General features: G+C 65.4%; 15 protein-coding genes. 6 read left to right on the top strand and 9 right to left on the bottom strand.

The genetic code is table 11. The annotated features are described in order from the left end of the window. Window positions 1–15: 15 nt before the first annotated feature. On the bottom strand, window positions 16–678 hold the full coding sequence (locus JJE66_RS24825; RefSeq protein WP_200517095.1) for a hypothetical protein: 663 nt from the start codon (window positions 676–678) through the stop codon (window positions 16–18). A 294-nt stretch (window positions 679–972) separates the two neighbouring features. Here JJE66_RS24825 and JJE66_RS24820 point away from each other — a divergent pair, with 294 nt between their 5' ends. Beyond that, window positions 973–1518: a sigma-70 family RNA polymerase sigma factor gene (locus JJE66_RS24820; protein WP_200517094.1), complete on the top strand. Its 546-nt coding sequence runs from the start codon at window positions 973–975 to the stop codon at window positions 1516–1518. Window positions 1519–1520: 2 nt separating this feature from the next. Beyond that, complete coding sequence (locus tag JJE66_RS24815) at window positions 1521–2159, top strand: NrsF family protein (RefSeq protein ID WP_200517093.1); 639 nt, start codon at window positions 1521–1523, stop codon at window positions 2157–2159. On the opposite strand, the gene JJE66_RS24810 is transcribed toward JJE66_RS24815, so the two are convergent. After that, window positions 2156–3259, bottom strand: coding sequence for a DUF2336 domain-containing protein (locus JJE66_RS24810; protein WP_200517092.1), 1104 nt, complete (start codon window positions 3257–3259; stop codon window positions 2156–2158). The genes JJE66_RS24815 and JJE66_RS24810 overlap by 4 nt on opposite strands. A 62-nt stretch (window positions 3260–3321) precedes the next feature. Beyond that, entirely contained in the window at window positions 3322–4479 is a 1158-nt protein-coding gene (locus JJE66_RS24805) for a GGDEF domain-containing protein (protein ID WP_200517091.1), read from the bottom strand. Window positions 4480–4916: 437 nt separating this feature from the next. Between JJE66_RS24805 and JJE66_RS24800 the strand changes: the two genes are divergently transcribed. From JJE66_RS24800 to JJE66_RS24785, 4 genes are all read left to right on the top strand, one after another. After that, the gene (locus tag JJE66_RS24800; RefSeq protein ID WP_200517090.1) at window positions 4917–5486 is read left to right on the top strand and encodes a sigma-70 family RNA polymerase sigma factor; all 570 of its coding nucleotides are present in this window, start codon (window positions 4917–4919) and stop codon (window positions 5484–5486) included. Continuing rightward, entirely contained in the window at window positions 5483–6175 is a 693-nt protein-coding gene (locus tag JJE66_RS24795; protein WP_200517089.1) for a hypothetical protein, read from the top strand. Before JJE66_RS24800 ends, JJE66_RS24795 begins: the two co-directional genes overlap by 4 nt. 16 nt (window positions 6176–6191) lie before the next feature. Continuing rightward, window positions 6192–7880: a S8 family serine peptidase gene (locus JJE66_RS24790; protein ID WP_200517088.1), complete on the top strand. Its 1689-nt coding sequence runs from the start codon at window positions 6192–6194 to the stop codon at window positions 7878–7880. 483 nt (window positions 7881–8363) lie between these two features. Then, entirely contained in the window at window positions 8364–8927 is a 564-nt protein-coding gene (locus JJE66_RS24785; protein WP_200517087.1) for a TIGR03809 family protein, read from the top strand. A 24-nt stretch (window positions 8928–8951) separates the two neighbouring features. Here the strand turns inward: JJE66_RS24785 and JJE66_RS24780 are convergent, their stop codons facing one another. The 6 genes from JJE66_RS24780 to JJE66_RS24755 all read right to left on the bottom strand — a co-directional run bounded on the left by JJE66_RS24780 (window position 8952) and on the right by JJE66_RS24755 (window position 14454). Continuing rightward, the gene (locus JJE66_RS24780; RefSeq protein ID WP_200517086.1) at window positions 8952–10319 is read right to left on the bottom strand and encodes a TIGR03808 family TAT-translocated repetitive protein; all 1368 of its coding nucleotides are present in this window, start codon (window positions 10317–10319) and stop codon (window positions 8952–8954) included. Window positions 10320–10527: 208 nt separating this feature from the next. Then, window positions 10528–11175 (bottom strand): pyroglutamyl-peptidase I, encoded by a 648-nt coding sequence (locus tag JJE66_RS24775; protein ID WP_200517085.1) that lies wholly within the window; start codon window positions 11173–11175, stop codon window positions 10528–10530. Then, window positions 11172–12161: a methylmalonyl Co-A mutase-associated GTPase MeaB gene (gene meaB / locus JJE66_RS24770; RefSeq protein WP_200517084.1), complete on the bottom strand. Its 990-nt coding sequence runs from the start codon at window positions 12159–12161 to the stop codon at window positions 11172–11174. Before meaB ends, JJE66_RS24775 begins: the two co-directional genes overlap by 4 nt. An 81-nt stretch (window positions 12162–12242) precedes the next feature. Further along, window positions 12243–13229, bottom strand: a complete 987-nt coding sequence (locus JJE66_RS24765) for a tripartite tricarboxylate transporter substrate binding protein (protein WP_200517083.1) — start codon at window positions 13227–13229, stop codon at window positions 12243–12245. Between the two features lie 123 nt (window positions 13230–13352). Further along, window positions 13353–14105, bottom strand: coding sequence for an RsiV family protein (locus tag JJE66_RS24760; protein ID WP_200518757.1), 753 nt, complete (start codon window positions 14103–14105; stop codon window positions 13353–13355). 52 nt (window positions 14106–14157) lie between these two features. After that, complete coding sequence (locus JJE66_RS24755; protein ID WP_200517082.1) at window positions 14158–14454, bottom strand: nucleotidyltransferase family protein; 297 nt, start codon at window positions 14452–14454, stop codon at window positions 14158–14160. Between the last annotated feature and the right edge of the window lie 36 nt (window positions 14455–14490).

The raw sequence follows: 14490 nt of genomic DNA, 5'->3' as shown, positions 1-14490 counted from the left end.
TCCTCAGGCCAGGAATTAGGCCATAAACATGCGCGCTGCGGAGGCCAGCGTCAGCAGCGTGCCGACGCCGATGAAGATCTTGCCGATCAGGGAGCTCTGGTCCCAGGCCGAACTCGGCTGGCTGCTGGCCATGACCGGCGCTGGGCGCGGCTGTGCGTCGGTTGCGGCCACCACGGCCTTCTGCGCCGGCGGGTTGTCCTGTTGCAGGGCGCGATCGAGGTCGTTGAGCTGGTCGGGCGCGACCACCTGGTTGTCGGCATTGGGGGCGGCGGCATTGTCGGCCGCGGCCTGGACATTGTCACTGGCGCGGCCGGTCATCGCGGAGGCTGCGGCCGCAGGCGGCGTGTCGGCGGCGAGCTGCGCATTGGCATTGGCGACTTCCGGCGGCATTTGGCTCGCGGACGGGACGTCGGTGCCGGCCTTGACCTCGTTCTTGACCTCGTCGGCCCGCGGTGTGGCGTCGGTCTTGTCGTCGGATTTCTGCGCCGTCTTGCTGCCGGTGCTGTGGTGAGACGCGTGGCGCCGCTGCTTGCCCGGCTTAACCGCATCGGCCTGTTTGCTGGCGCTGTCCGACCGGGTGTTTGCCGCAGAACTCGGCGCGGCCTGCACTGAAGCTCCAAACAGCAGCAATAGTCCGGTCAGAGCGACCAATGCCGCGCGCCCGCTGGCTTTCATCATGTTGACGATCTCCCCAATTCACCCGTCCCGGAAACGAACAGAGACCCCGGCGCATGACGACAGCGGGGCAAAAAATGGGAATCTTCGGGCCACACCGGGCAAAACCGGGGCAAACCGGCCACGCCTGCCGCGCCGCCGGGTGCAGTGCGGACCGATCGGTGTTATGAGCCTCCCGGGCTTTTGCGGCCGGATCGGATTCTTTGGGGCCCTCGGCTGCAGATCACGACTTCGTGATTTCTGAGGTGCCGACGTAACAAATTGAAAGGGCGGCCGAATTGCCGTGTAGGAGCGCGCGTGCGCGGACGTGAGGACGAGTGGACCGGCCTGATGCGGTCGGCCATGGCAGGCGATGATGCGGCGTATCATCGGCTGCTGAAAGCGGTCACGCCGGTGCTGCGCGCTGCCGCGAGGCGCGGCCTGGCGAGGGCCGGGCAGCCTCCCGATCAGGCCGAGGATATCGTGCAAGAGATCTTGTTGGCGGTGCATCTGAAGCGGCACACCTGGGACAGCGAGGCCCCCTTCGCCCCCTGGCTGTTCGCGATCGCGCGCAACAAGCTGATCGATACGCTGAGGCGGCGGGGCAGGCGGATCTTCGTCAATATCGACGATTTCGCCGAAACGCTGCCCGGCGAGACGCCGCAGGAGACGGCATCGGCGGGCGAGGTCGCCGGCCACCTCAGCGCCCTGCCGCAGCGTCAACGCGACGTGTTGCAGTCGATCGCGGTCGACAGCGCCTCGATCAAGGATACGGCGACGAAATTCTCGATGAGCGAAGGTGCAGTGCGGGTCGCGCTGCATCGGGGGCTTGCGGCCCTCACAGCCAAACTGCGGGACTACTAGTCATGGATACCGACCAACTCATCCGCACGCTCGCGGCCGACAACACCCACCGCGCCCCGCGCGTCGGCGCCTTGCTGACGATGGGCCTGCTGGTGGCGGCGCCGTTCTCGATCCTGATCTTCGCCACGTTCCTGGGCATCCGGCCGGACGTAATGACGGCGATGCACAATCCGTTCTTCGACACGAAGTTCGCGGTCACGTTGTCGCTGGCGATCCCGGCGATCATCATCAGCCTGCATTTGTCGCGGCCCGAAGCCTTGATGCGCGGCTGGGGCTGGCTGCTGCTGCTGCCCGTCGGGTTGCTGGCGGTCGCGATCGGCAGCGAAGCGATGATGGCGCCGGCCATGCCGATGACGGTGCGGCTCGTCGGCAAGAACTCGCGGTGGTGCATGTCGGCGATCCCCGCGATGTCGCTGCCGCTTCTCGCGGGCGCATTGTTCGGCCTGCGTCACGGCGCGCCGTCGCGCCCCGCGCTTGCCGGCGCGCTCGCCGGCCTGTTGTCGGCCGGGCTTGCGGCGACGCTCTACGCCTCGCACTGCACCGACGACTCGCCGCTGTTCGTCGCGACCTGGTACACGATCGCGACCGCGATCGTGACTGCGATCGGCGCGGCCGTTGGATCGCGAGTCCTGAGGTATTAAGCCGCCGGAATTGCACCCTGCTGCATGCGGTGGAAGCGCAGCACCTGCTGCGCGGTCGAGCCGCGCAGGGCTTCGTAGGTATCGCGCAGCGTCAGCATGTCGGTCTGCGAGCCGCCCGAGAGCTTTTCGCGCAGCGCGATGATCGCGCGCACGCTCGACCATTGCATGCCGGCGACCTTGGCGAGGATCATCACGCCCTCGGTGCGGCTTTCGATCATCAAGTTCTCGGCGGTCTCCACCGAAACGCCTGCGAGCGCTGCCAGCCCCGCATTGGTCTCGTCGAACTTGCCATGCTCCGCGAACGTCGTGACCTGGAATTCGTTGAGACGGCCATCGTCGTGGAGTGACTTCACCAGCGCGCGTGCCATTTCGGTCTGCCGGGTCATGGCGGCGGTACGGACCCGCTGCGCCGCCTGCTGGACCACGTTCGACACTTCGTCGGCGAGTTCGGGATGGGCGGCCTCCAGCTTCCTGCGCACTCTCAGGGAGGCCTTGGCGATCAGCTTCAGATAGTGATGGCGCGGCAGGTCGGGCCGTAGGCCAATGCAGGTGGCGAGGTCGTCGTCGCGCTCGGCGCGGGTGACGAGATCGGCGAGGCTGCCCTCGGAGAGCTGCGCGCCCGGGTTTGCAGCGGTCGACTGCACCACGTCTTCGTTGCCGCGTGTCACCAGCACGTCGGTCAGGGCTTCCGACAGCACCCGCCGCAGCGAGATCGCCTTGAGATGGGCCTGGCTCTTGCTGCGCGCGATCTCGATCAGGGTGGTCTCGTCGAGCCGTTCCGACTTCGTCAGCACGGGGCCGGCGACCTCGATGACGTCGTCGAGTGCGAGCGTGCGGATGATCTGGGGCGGCGCGGCTCCGATCGGCGCGAGCCGGTCGGCGAGCAGCGCCTTCGCCGAGGCCTCGATCTGCTCGATCAGGCACTGGAAGACGTCGTCGAACACCCGGATATGGTCGTCGGAATAATCCACCGCGTTGTTAATGAACAGATCGGTGACGCGGCGCAGCGTCTCGACCCGGCGCGCAACGGTGCCGTGGGAGAGGGCGGTCTGCAATTCCTCGAGCAGGTTCTCGGATGACTTAGCGGATTTGGTTCTCATAGCCCTGTCCTGGAGCGTTCGGCCCGGTCGCGGCTTCTGCGCGGCCGGTGGCAATGGATTGGTCAGCTCGTTGCAATGCGGTTGCGGCCTTGTGCCTTGGCGGAATAGAGCGCGCTGTCAGCGCGCGCGAGAAACGTGTCGGCAGTATCGTTGTCGCGCAGCGTCACGACGCCGGCGGAAATCGTCACCCGCATGCCGGGCGAGAATGCGCTCCAGTCGAGCTCGGCGACGATGCCGCGCAGCCGATCGAGCATGCGCGATCCGGCGTTGCTGTCCGTATTCGGCAGCAGCAGCAAAAACTCTTCGCCGCCATAGCGGCCGAAACGATCGTCGGGGCGGATGTTGGCGAAGATGGTGATGGCGAAGGTCCGCAGCACCTCGTCGCCGACGGGATGGCCGTGGCCGTCGTTGATGCGTTTGAACCAGTCGAGATCGATCAGCGCGATGGCGCAAGGCAGGGCTGCCTGCCTCGACTTTTCCATCTCTGCGTCGAGCAGCCGCATGATGCAGCGGCGGTTGTAGGAGCCGGTCAGCTCGTCGAGCTCGGCGAGCTCCTCGATGCGCTGGTAGGCGGCCTTCAGCTCGATGCTGCGCCGGTACAGGATTTTGCGCAGGGTGGCGCCGAACAGGCCGAGGAACGCGCACTGGCCGATCACCAGCACGAAGCACAGCATCGAGGCGGTTCGCTGCAGCCGCGTCGCAACCGGCATGCCGATCGGCAGGTCCGAGCCGAGGAACACGGCCGCGAGTGCGCAGGTCGCGATCGCCCAGGTCAGCATCGCCTGGGCCGAGGTCATGCGCAGCGTGCCGAATGCGAAGATCAGGAACAGCACGCTGATGAAAGCGATTCCGATCGTCGGCACCGACACCAGGAACACGAATTGCAGCGCCATATGCGCCGAGATCTGGAAGACCGTGAGATAATGGTCGTTGTGCCGGTCACCGACGCCGGCCTCCGACATCACAAGGAAGATTCCGATGATCAAGAGGCCGCCGAGCCAGAACAGCGATGGCACGCTCATATGAGCGGCGCCGTCATAGGCGTAGAGCAGCAGCACGAAGGCGCCGAGCGAATAGCTGGCGACCTGGCCGACATACATCTGCCGGCGCTGCCGGACCCGCCGCGCCAGCACCTCGGGCACGGCCGCCTCGGGCGTGAGGACGAGGTCCGCGACCTCTGCGGCATTCCTCTCCGGAAAGGACGTCGCGGCCGTGTTCATGGTCCCGCCAATGGTGGATGTCAGCCGAAAAAATGTACGTGGCAAGCCTTTAGGTTTGGTATCCTTTTGCACCGAATCCGGCGGTGGCGCGGTGGCGTGGGTGACGGGGCCTCGTGCAGCGCGGAATTTGCCAGTTAGGCATCGCAGGCGATGCGGACCAAAGTCGGCGCCGTGCGACATAAGCTGCATGGGGCTGTGATATTGATCGGGCTCGATCGGGCCGTCTGCGACCGCCTCATCGTAGTTTGCGGGAGATGTTTCCGTATTATGTTACCGTTCTGGAGCGAGGCGGCCAGCCGCCGCGGGTGGGACAAGGAAAATGCGCGTATGTGGGGTAGATCACACAGATCCCCGTATGACTGCGGTAGATTGAACAATTTTGCACGTTCCGTCGAACCCTCGGCCGTATCGACCCGACCAATCTTGCGAGACGGCCTTTGAGCGTGACACAGGCGGCTACGGACGAGGTCCTGATCGCCAGGATCGCCCAAGGCGACCGGCTCGCCATGCAGGTGCTGTACGGGCGGCACCATGTCAGGGTGTATCGGTTCGGGCTGAGACTCGTGCGCGACGAGCAGACGGCGGAAGACCTCATCAGTGAGGTGTTTCTGGACGTCTGGCGTCAGGCCGGCAAGTTCGAGGGCCGATCCGCCGTTTCCACCTGGCTCCTGGCAATCACCCGATTCAAGGCCCTGTCTGCGCTCCGGCGCAGGAAGGATTTTGAGTTGGACGACGAAGCCGCCAACGCGATTGAGGATTCATCCGACAATCCGGAAACGGTGGTGCAGAAGAAGGACACCAGTGAAGCGTTGCGGGAGTGTCTGACGGGCCTCTCGCCGGACCATCGGGAAATCGTCGACCTCGTCTACTACCACGAGAAGTCGGTGGAAGAGGTGGCCGAGATCGTCGGGATCCCGGAGAACACGGTAAAGACGCGCCTTTTCTATGCGCGCAAGAAATTGGCCGAACTGCTGAAGGCAGCCGGCATTGAGCGAGGCTGGCCATGATGGCGTTGAGCAAGAAGATGCTGGAGCAAGAGCCCAGTGAGATCGAACTGCTGCTGCCCTGGCATGCCGCCGGCACGCTGAACGCCCGTGATGCCCGCCGCGTCGAGGACGCGCTCGCCAGCGATCCGGAGCTTGCGAAGCAATATGCGGCGATCCGCGGCGAATACGAAGAGACCATCCATTTGAACGAGAGCCTGGGTGCTCCGTCGGCGCGCGCGATGCAAAAGCTGTTTGCCGCGATCGACGCCGAGCCGGCGCAGGTCACTGGTTCGCTGCCGCTGTCGGCGCGCGTTGCCACATTCTTCGCCGGTCTGTCGCCGCGCACGCTGGCCTGGTCGGCGAGCCTGGGTGCCATCGCGCTGCTGCTGCAGGCCGGCATCATCGGCGCCGTGCTGATGAAGACCCAGACCGCGACTTTCGAGACCGCATCGCTTTCGACCGGCGCTCCGATCACGCGCGAGCTAGGGGCGGCTACGCCGGCGCGGGCGCTGGTGCGCTTCACGCCCGAAGCGCGCGTCGCCGACATCACCGCGCTGCTCGACAGCTACCAGGCCTCGATCATCGGCGATGCCAAGGGCGGCATGTTCCGTCTCCAGTTCGACAAGGCAATGAGCCAGGACGAGCTCGCCGCGCTGCTCGGCAGGATGCAGCGCGAGAAGGTCGTCAACCTCGCCGTGGCGGCGCCTTAAAGGCGCCTCTGCACCAATGACCCGCAAGTCCGAGAGTAAGTTGCGAGCCGGGGCCTATGCTTCGTCGGTCGGAGCGGCGCTCCTGGTCGCTACCTGTCTCGGCATCGAGGTCGCCCATGCCCAGGCGATCATGCGCACGCCCACCATCAGCCTTCCCTCGAGGAGTCCGACGATCTCTCCGAGCGTCGGGGCCAAGGTGATGAGCATCGACCACGGTCCTCGGGTCGTCCCCGCCATCCCGCATACCTCCACAGCGCGGATCGGTTCGACGCCGGTCCTGCCCTACGCGCACTACTCGCCGAACCTCTATCCGGCTTGCACCGCGGCCTATCGTGACGCCGACGGCGAGTGCCTCGCCCAGCCAAACGGGAGCGGCGACGGCTCCGGCAAATCAGGCAAGAAGAGCGCCGGCAAGGGCCGAGGCAACAACACGCCGGTCGCCGCGAACTTGCGTACCTTCGCCAACGAATTCGTGGCCGAGATCGACAGCGCGCTGTCGGTGACCGAAGCCGACGAACTGGCGCGCCGACACGGCTTGACCCGTGTGACCTCCGAGAATTTCCTGCTGATCGGGGCCACGGTCGGTCTGTTCCGCATCACCGACGGTCGGCCGTATGAGACGGCGCGACGCGAATTCGCGGCCGACGCCAGCGTGCGCTCGCTTCAGCCGAATTTCCGCTACGTGCTCCAGGATCAGAAGCGGGCGGTGCCGACCGAGGGCGACCCGGCGCAATATGCGTTGACGAAGCTCCGCCTGCCGGAGGCGCACAAGCTCGCGCACGGCGCCAATGTCACGGTCGCGGTGATCGATTCCGGGATCGACGTCAGGCATCCCGAGCTCGCCGATTCCATTGCGGACAATTTCGACGCGCTTGGCAGCACCGAGGGCCCGCATATCCATGGCACCGGCATTGCGGGGGCCATCGTGGCGCATGCCAAGCTGATGGGCAGTGCGCCGGAAGCGCGCATCATCGCCATTCGCGCCTTCGGCGGCACCAGCGGCGGCGCCGAGAGTTCCTCCTATATCATCCTGCGCTCGCTCAATTATGCCGCCGAGCACGGCGCCCAGATCGTCAATATGAGCTTTGCCGGTCCGAAGGATTCGGTGATCGAGCGCGCCATCGCGGCGACCGCCGCGCGCGGCCTGGTGCTGATCGCCGCCGCCGGCAACGCCGGGGCCAAGTCGCCGCCGCTCTATCCCGCGGCCAATCCCAACGTGATCGCGGTCAGCGCGACCGACCGGCAGGACAAGCTGTTCGCAGCGTCGAACCGCGGCAATTACATCGCGCTCGCCGCACCCGGCGTCGACATCTTCCTGCCGGCGCCGGACGGCAAATACCAGATGACGTCGGGGACCTCGTTCTCGGCGGCCTATGTCTCCGGCATCGCGGCGCTGCTGCTCGAGCGCAACTACGCGCTGAAGCCGGAAGCACTGCGCATGACGCTTGCGAAGACCGCGCGCGACCTCGGCTCACCCGGGCGCGATGATCTCTACGGCGATGGCGAGGCCGACGCTTTTGCCGCGGTCATGGCCGTTCCAGCCGATAGCGCGACGCCGGTTGCCGCCGCGTCCGATACAAGAAAACGTGAAGATGCCGAGAAGCGTCGCGACGAGCCTGGCATCCGCACAATAGAGCAACCCTCGCTGTCGAGCACGGACGATAAATCCGCGGTTTCTCAGGCGGATAGGCCGGCAACGCGATAGCGGCTGCGACAAGATTGGACGCCGCCGGGTGGTGAGAAAATCGAACGCCGCATTGAACGTTCAGCTCCCTGCCACGACCAAATTATGTGGGAGCGGTCATCCCTCCCCATAAGTCATATCAGGCGCGAGCGCCCATCCACCCCAAGCGCCCATATGGCTCGACCCGTCCGGTTGTCCCCCCGGACGGGTCTTTTCTTTTTGGGCGTCCGATTTCTCGAAGCGTCACGTGAAATCAGCTTGCGGTTGAGGTTGCGGGCACGATCGTCGTCGTAGGCTGAGCCGGCACGCGACAAGTCCGCTATGCTTGCGCGAAGCTTGACTCGCAAACCCCTGAAAACTCCGCACGATTACGGTATTTCATGACGCGGGTCGTGTCGCTGCTGGACAAGTCAAAACTTTTCCACAAAATATTCATGTCGCGTCTAAATTGATTCGTGTGCGTTGCGTCTCCGCGTCCGTACTTTTCTCCTGACGGGCTGGTTCATGACACTTCGCAAACAGGTTGGCCAACTGGCTGGCCAAAGCGCGGCTGGAAGCCGCGACATTGCGGCACGCTGGTGCGCTCTCGCCGAACAGCGGCTGGAACATCTCTCCGAAATGTTCGAGACCGGACGCTGGCGCCGCTACCATTCCGAACTCGCATTTCTCGAAAACATCCAGGAAGCCAAGCGCGCGGTGCAGACCTGGCGCGCCATCGCGACAGGCGGGGACGTCGCCGCAGCCGCCGCGAGCGTGACCTCCGCATTCGGCTGGTCGCCGGCGACCTTGGCGCGGACCGCCCCGCGGGAGCAGGCCCAGACCATGCAGCCAAAGGCCGTGTACATCGTGCCCGAGACCGCCGTGCCGGTCAGGCTCGAGCCCCAGCCGGACGTGCTCGCCGAAATCGTCGAGGCTCCAATTGCACCGGTCGCGTCGATAGCGTCCTTCCTGCAGACCTTCTCGCCACCGGCCGCCGAAATCGTCGCGGCCCCCGAACGCGTGGTCGAATTCACCTTCAGCCTCGACGGCATCGAGGCGAAGTACCCGCTGCTGCGCAATACGTTCTAAAGCGAGGGCGGGGCTTCCCGCCTACTACCGCACCGCATTCCCGCCGACTATCACTTGCGCAAATCTTTGCGCACCGTCTGCCGACAGGTCCGCGGTCACGGCTCGCGCGTGCTCCAGCCCGACCACGGCGCCGCGCGGGGTTTCCGAGATCATGTTGTTGTTGACGAGTGCGGTGCCGGCGCCCGGCACGACGGAGACGCCGACGCCGGCCAGCGCCTTGCGGATCACATTGCCCGAGATCACGACGTCGCGCAGATATTTGCCCCAGCCGGCGACGATGCCGTAGGACGGCGCGTTTTCGATCACATTGCCGGTCACCGAAGTGTCCGCCTCGATATAGATGCCGACGCCCGCATCGTCGTCCGGTGCGGTGCCGATCGGCCGCTTCGGGATCAGATTGCGGATGATGTTGCCCTGGACCACCGCGATGCGGCCGCCCTCGTTGAAATTGCAGACGGAGACGCCGACTGCGGCGCCGTCGACAATGTTGTTCGCAATCACCGCGGCCTCGAACGCGAACTCGGAATAGAGCGCGACCTCGCGCACGTCGCTGACGCTGTTGCCTGATATGTGGATGTTGGAGGCCGAATTGCCGCGCACCGCGGAATAGTCGCAGTTCTTGATGCGGTTGCCGCGCACGATCACGTTGCCGGCGCGGAAGGCGTTGATGGCGTTGCCGTACTGGCCGGAGCCGCCGGGGCCGGCCTTGATGTTCTCGATGCGGTTATCAGTGACCAGCGTGCTGTCGTCGCCGATCGCGGTGCGCAGGATCTCGATGCCGTTGTCGTTGGTGCCGATAACGGTGTTGCGGGACACGCTGAGGCCCTTGGCGTCGAACGAGACCACCGCCGTCACCGCGATGTTCGTAAGAATGTTGCCGGAAATCTCGCCCGACACCTGCTCGAGCCAAATGCCGCTGCCGCCGGAGCCGGTGATCTCGCAATCGGTGATGCGGACGTCGCGCCCGCCGAGGACATGGATCAGTCCGCGCCGGGTCGGCAGCGGAACGCCGCCGCCGTCGAAGGTGAGACCGGTGAGGCCGATTGAGTCCGATCCGTCGCTCTGGATCGCCGAAGCCCCGCCGGTGAAGACGAGCTTGGTCGCGCCACGCACGCCGATCAGCTGTGCACCGTTCGGCAGCCGCAGCAATCCGGTTCGGTAGACCCCAGGCGGCAGCGCCAGTGGCATCTGCGCACGCGCGGCCTCATCGATGGCCCGCTGGAGCGCGCGCGTCTGATCCTCGGCTACGCCGGGCCGCACGCCATATTGGGTCGCATCGCGGCCGAGCAGGGACGTCAGCGGTGCCGCGCGAGCGGCGTCTGCCGGCATGGCGAGCGCGCCGGCGATGCCGGCGGTCGAAGCTCTGATGAGATGGCGACGATTGAGGCCCATGACGCGTCCTTCGGCGGACGCGGGAGGTGTCCGCGGGGATTAGGTAGCGCAGCGCGGCAGAGATCGCGAGGATTGTTGGCGGTAGGGTTAAGTGTTTACGCAAAGACGGTGTCGTAGGGTGGGTTAGCCGTAGGCGTAACCCACCATCTCGCCGCAACATCGGTGCCCGTTGAAGCAGAAGAGGTGGATTACGCTGCGCTAATCCAGTCTACGAAATGCGTCCCTTCCTTGCCAATTGGGCCATCTCCATCAGCATCGCTTCCCCGGCATCCACCAGTTCATCCAGCGTGATCCGTGGCGCACCCTTGCGCCGCACCGCGCCGCTGCGCGCAAGCAGCGGGATATGGATGAATGCCGCCAGCCGCGGCCCGCCGGCCCTGACGTTCTCGATCGCGCGCCAGCTCAGATAGTTGCAGAGATAGGCGCCGGCATCGCGCGAGGCGCGCGCATCGATGCCGGTGAGCCGCGCGGCGCGCAGCAGCCTTGCCGTGTGCGGACCGAAAATCATGGCGTCGGCATGACCGGCGATGCCGCGCTTGCTGGAGCGCGTGTTGGCGGCATCGGGCCACAGCATGGTGACGGCGTTGCGCGCCCGGCTCTCGACGCGCAAATAGGGCGTGCGCGCAGCGAGGCCGAACATCAGCAGCGCGTCCGGTTTTACCTTCGCCAGCACCTCCGGCAATTGCCGGTCGACCGCGGCGTAGGTAACCGGAAAGATATGGCTCGATAGCTCGACATCGTCGAGCGCGGGACGGCGCAGTTGCGCCAGCCGCGCCACCAGCGGCTGGGTCGGATTGTGCGGCGCCCCGGGAAATGGACCGAAGCCGGTGAGGAGGATGCAGAGCTTTTGGCTCATTGCAGCAACTCCAGAATCTGCTCGGCGGCGAGCGCCGGGGTGAGATGGCCGTTGGCCACCTCAGTTTCGATCTTCCTGACCTTGATGCGCACGGACGCTTCGCTGCGCAGCCGCGTCAGCATGCGCTGCTCCAGCATCGACCACATCCATTTCACCTGCTGGTCGCGCCGGCGCGCAGCGAACTCGCCGGACGCGTTCATCGCCTTGCGGTGTTCGACGACCTTTTGCCAGAGCTCGGCGATGCCAGTGCCGGCCAGCGCCGAATAGGTGACGACCGGTGGGTGCCAGTGTTCGGAGCGGGGGCTGAGAATGTGCAGCGCGCCGCGATAGTCCGCGGCCGTGATATTGGCGCGCTTGAGATTGTCGCCGTCGGCCTTGTTGATCGCGATCATGTCGGCGAGTTCGACCAGGCCCTTCTTGATGCCTTGCAGCTCGTCGCCGCCGCCCGGCAACATCAGCGCGAGGAAGAAGTCGGTCATGTCGCACACCGCGGTCTCGGACTGGCCGATGCCGACGGTTTCGACCAGCACGACGTCGAAGCCGGCCGCCTCGCACAGAAGCATCGCCTCGCGCGTCTTGGCGGCGACGCCGCCGAGCGTGCCGGAGGATGGCGAGGGACGGACGAAGGCATCATCGGACGCCGACAGCCGCGCCATTCGCGTCTTGTCGCCGAGGATCGAGCCGCCGCTGCGGGCCGAGGATGGATCGACCGCGAGCACCGCGACCTTGTTGCCTTGCTCGATCAGATAAGTGCCGAGCGCATCGATGGTGGTGGATTTGCCGACGCCGGGCGAACCGGTAATGCCGACGCGAACCGCCTTGCCGGTGTCCGGCAGCAGCATCTGCACCAGCTCACGCGCCAGTGCCTGATGGTCGCCGCGCCGGCTCTCCACCAGCGTGATGGCCCGCGCCAGCGCCGCGCGATGGCCTGCACGGAGGTCGCGGGCGAGCGATAGGATGTCCAGCGAAGCTTTCTTCTCAACCATTCCCTGCTTTACAACGCCCCGATGGGGCAGGCGAGGGCCTCCCGGCGCGAAGCACGTTGACGCGGATCGGGCGCAGTCAATTCAGGCCTTGGCGAACCCGGCCGCCTTCATGGCTTGCCCCATCTGGCGATCCGCCTGGTCCATGAAGGTCGAGAACTGGCCAGCATCGCGCCAGACGGTGCCAAAGCCACGTCCGGTCATGAAGTCCTTGAAGGCGGGCGAGTCGTAGACCTTCTTCAGGGCCGCAGTCAGCCTGGCGGCGATCGCCGGGGGCAGGCCTCTGGGCCCGCCGATGCCGCGCCATGAGCTGGTGGAATAGTCCACGCCGAGTGACTCTTTCAGCGTGGGCACGTCGGGGAAGATCGGATTGCGCGCATGCGCCATGATCGCGAGGCTCCGCGCCTGGCCGGCCTCGATGGTGGCGCGCGCCTCCGGCACCGAGCAGGTGGTGAGATCGAGGCTGCCCGCGACGAGGTCCTGCATGGCCGGTGCCGCGCCATTCGACGCCGACCACGCGACTTCGTTTGCCGGCAATCCCATCGCCTGCATCCAGCCGACGAGGGCGAGATGCCAGATGCCGCCTTGTCCCGTGCCCGAGGCCTTGAACCTTCCCGGCGGCGCCAGCTTGATGGCGTCCACGAGCTCCTTCACCGTTTTGTACGGCGAGGTCGCGGAGACCTGGATGCCCGGCGGATCTTCGTTCATTAACGCCAGCGGCGTGAAATTCCGCGGCGTCAGATGCGTCATGGCCTGCCAATGCAGCATCGCGATTTCCACGGTCAGCATGCCGATGGTGTAGCCATCCGGCGGCGCGGTCGCGACCTCGGCGTGGCCGACGATACCGGACCCGCCAGTGCGGTTGACGACATTGAAGGGCTGGCCGAGCTCCTTCTCCAGCAGCGTGGCGACGATGCGCGCGGTCGCATCCGTGCCGCCACCCGCACCCCAGGGCACGATCAAGGTCACCGGCCGCGCCGGATAGGCTTGCGCGTGCGCAGGCGTGAGGAGAGCGGACGTGGCGGCAGCCACAGAAGAGGCCGCGAATGTGCGGCGCGTGATCCCTGGCATCAATGGTCCCGGCGGCGCCCTCGGGAATCGGGCGGGTGTCTGTGCAACATGCTACGCGGCTTTGCACGGATGTCGCAAGCGGCCGCGCCCTGTGGCGCTGTAAGCAACGGGTTCCGTCGGAACCTATGGCTGCTCGTCAGCGTCGCCCTTCGGCCGAGCGCCGCCGAAAATGCGCACACCCTCCGGTGTGAGATATGGCTTCAGCGTTTCCCACGGCACATACGCGACATACTGGCCCTCGGCGTAGGGACCGACCGCATAGGGCGGGTAGTGGAAGGTGAGCCCGGAACTCTTGCCGGCTTCCGTCGAGGGCGCCAGCGTCACCGCGCCAATCTTGAGCAGGCTCGGCTCGACGCCCTTGAACCATTCCTCTGTCGCGGTCTCGCTGGTGTCGCGCTTCTTCTTCTCGATTTTCAACGAGGCGATCACCGCCTTCACCATCGCCTTCATGGTCGCCCCGTTGTCGGCGGTCTCCGTGAAGAACGGACGGATCGAGATGCGCTTGTTCTCGGACCTGTCCCACAGGATCGTGTTCACGTCGGAATTGGGATGGGCACCGTGGGTATCCATGTAGTCGTCGCGGAGGATGCTGACATAGCGATCGGCGACGACGGAGCGAATCGAATATTTGCGCTCGAAATCCCAGCCGCCGTCCCTGAAGAACTGCGGATCCTCCTTGCGCGAGGCGGCGGCGTCAGCCGCGTTCTTGTCGAGCCACTTCCTGCCCTCGGCCAGGCAATCGGCCGCCAGTGCCGCATCGGCCTTGATCTTGTCCTCGAGGAAGATTCGCGCTTCGATGTTCTTGTTTCTGATGACGGCGTCGGGTTTGGGGTCGGCGGCGAAAGCGGATATCACGCACGTTGCGCTAAGCGCCATTGCGACGCTCAATTTGGTGATAAACTTCAAGGGGAGTGCTCCTACGTGAGCATCAAAAGACTTCGAGGATGTCGTCAGAGATACGCTGCGCAAAGCGGGGAGAGGCGGATCGTCGTACGGTCGCCTGAGCCTGCAAGCCCGTCGCATCCTCGATGATGTGTTCGACATCAATTAGGTTGAGCAGCGAGAAGGACGCGTCCGCTTCGACCTCGACAAGAATATCGATGTCGCTGTCCGGCTGATAATCGTCGCGGGCGCGCGAGCCGAAGATGGCGAGCTTCGACACGCCTTTGCCTTTGATGGCATGGGCGTTCCTACGTATGGCAGCAATGATGTCGTCACGTGTCATGGGCACAACCTGGCCGGTTATCAGGCCAGTGTATCA

It is taken from the genome of Bradyrhizobium diazoefficiens (genome assembly GCF_016612535.1).
GTDB classification, from domain to species: Bacteria; Pseudomonadota; Alphaproteobacteria; order Rhizobiales; family Xanthobacteraceae; genus Bradyrhizobium; species Bradyrhizobium diazoefficiens_C.
This window is presented reverse-complemented; position numbering and strand designations above follow the sequence as displayed.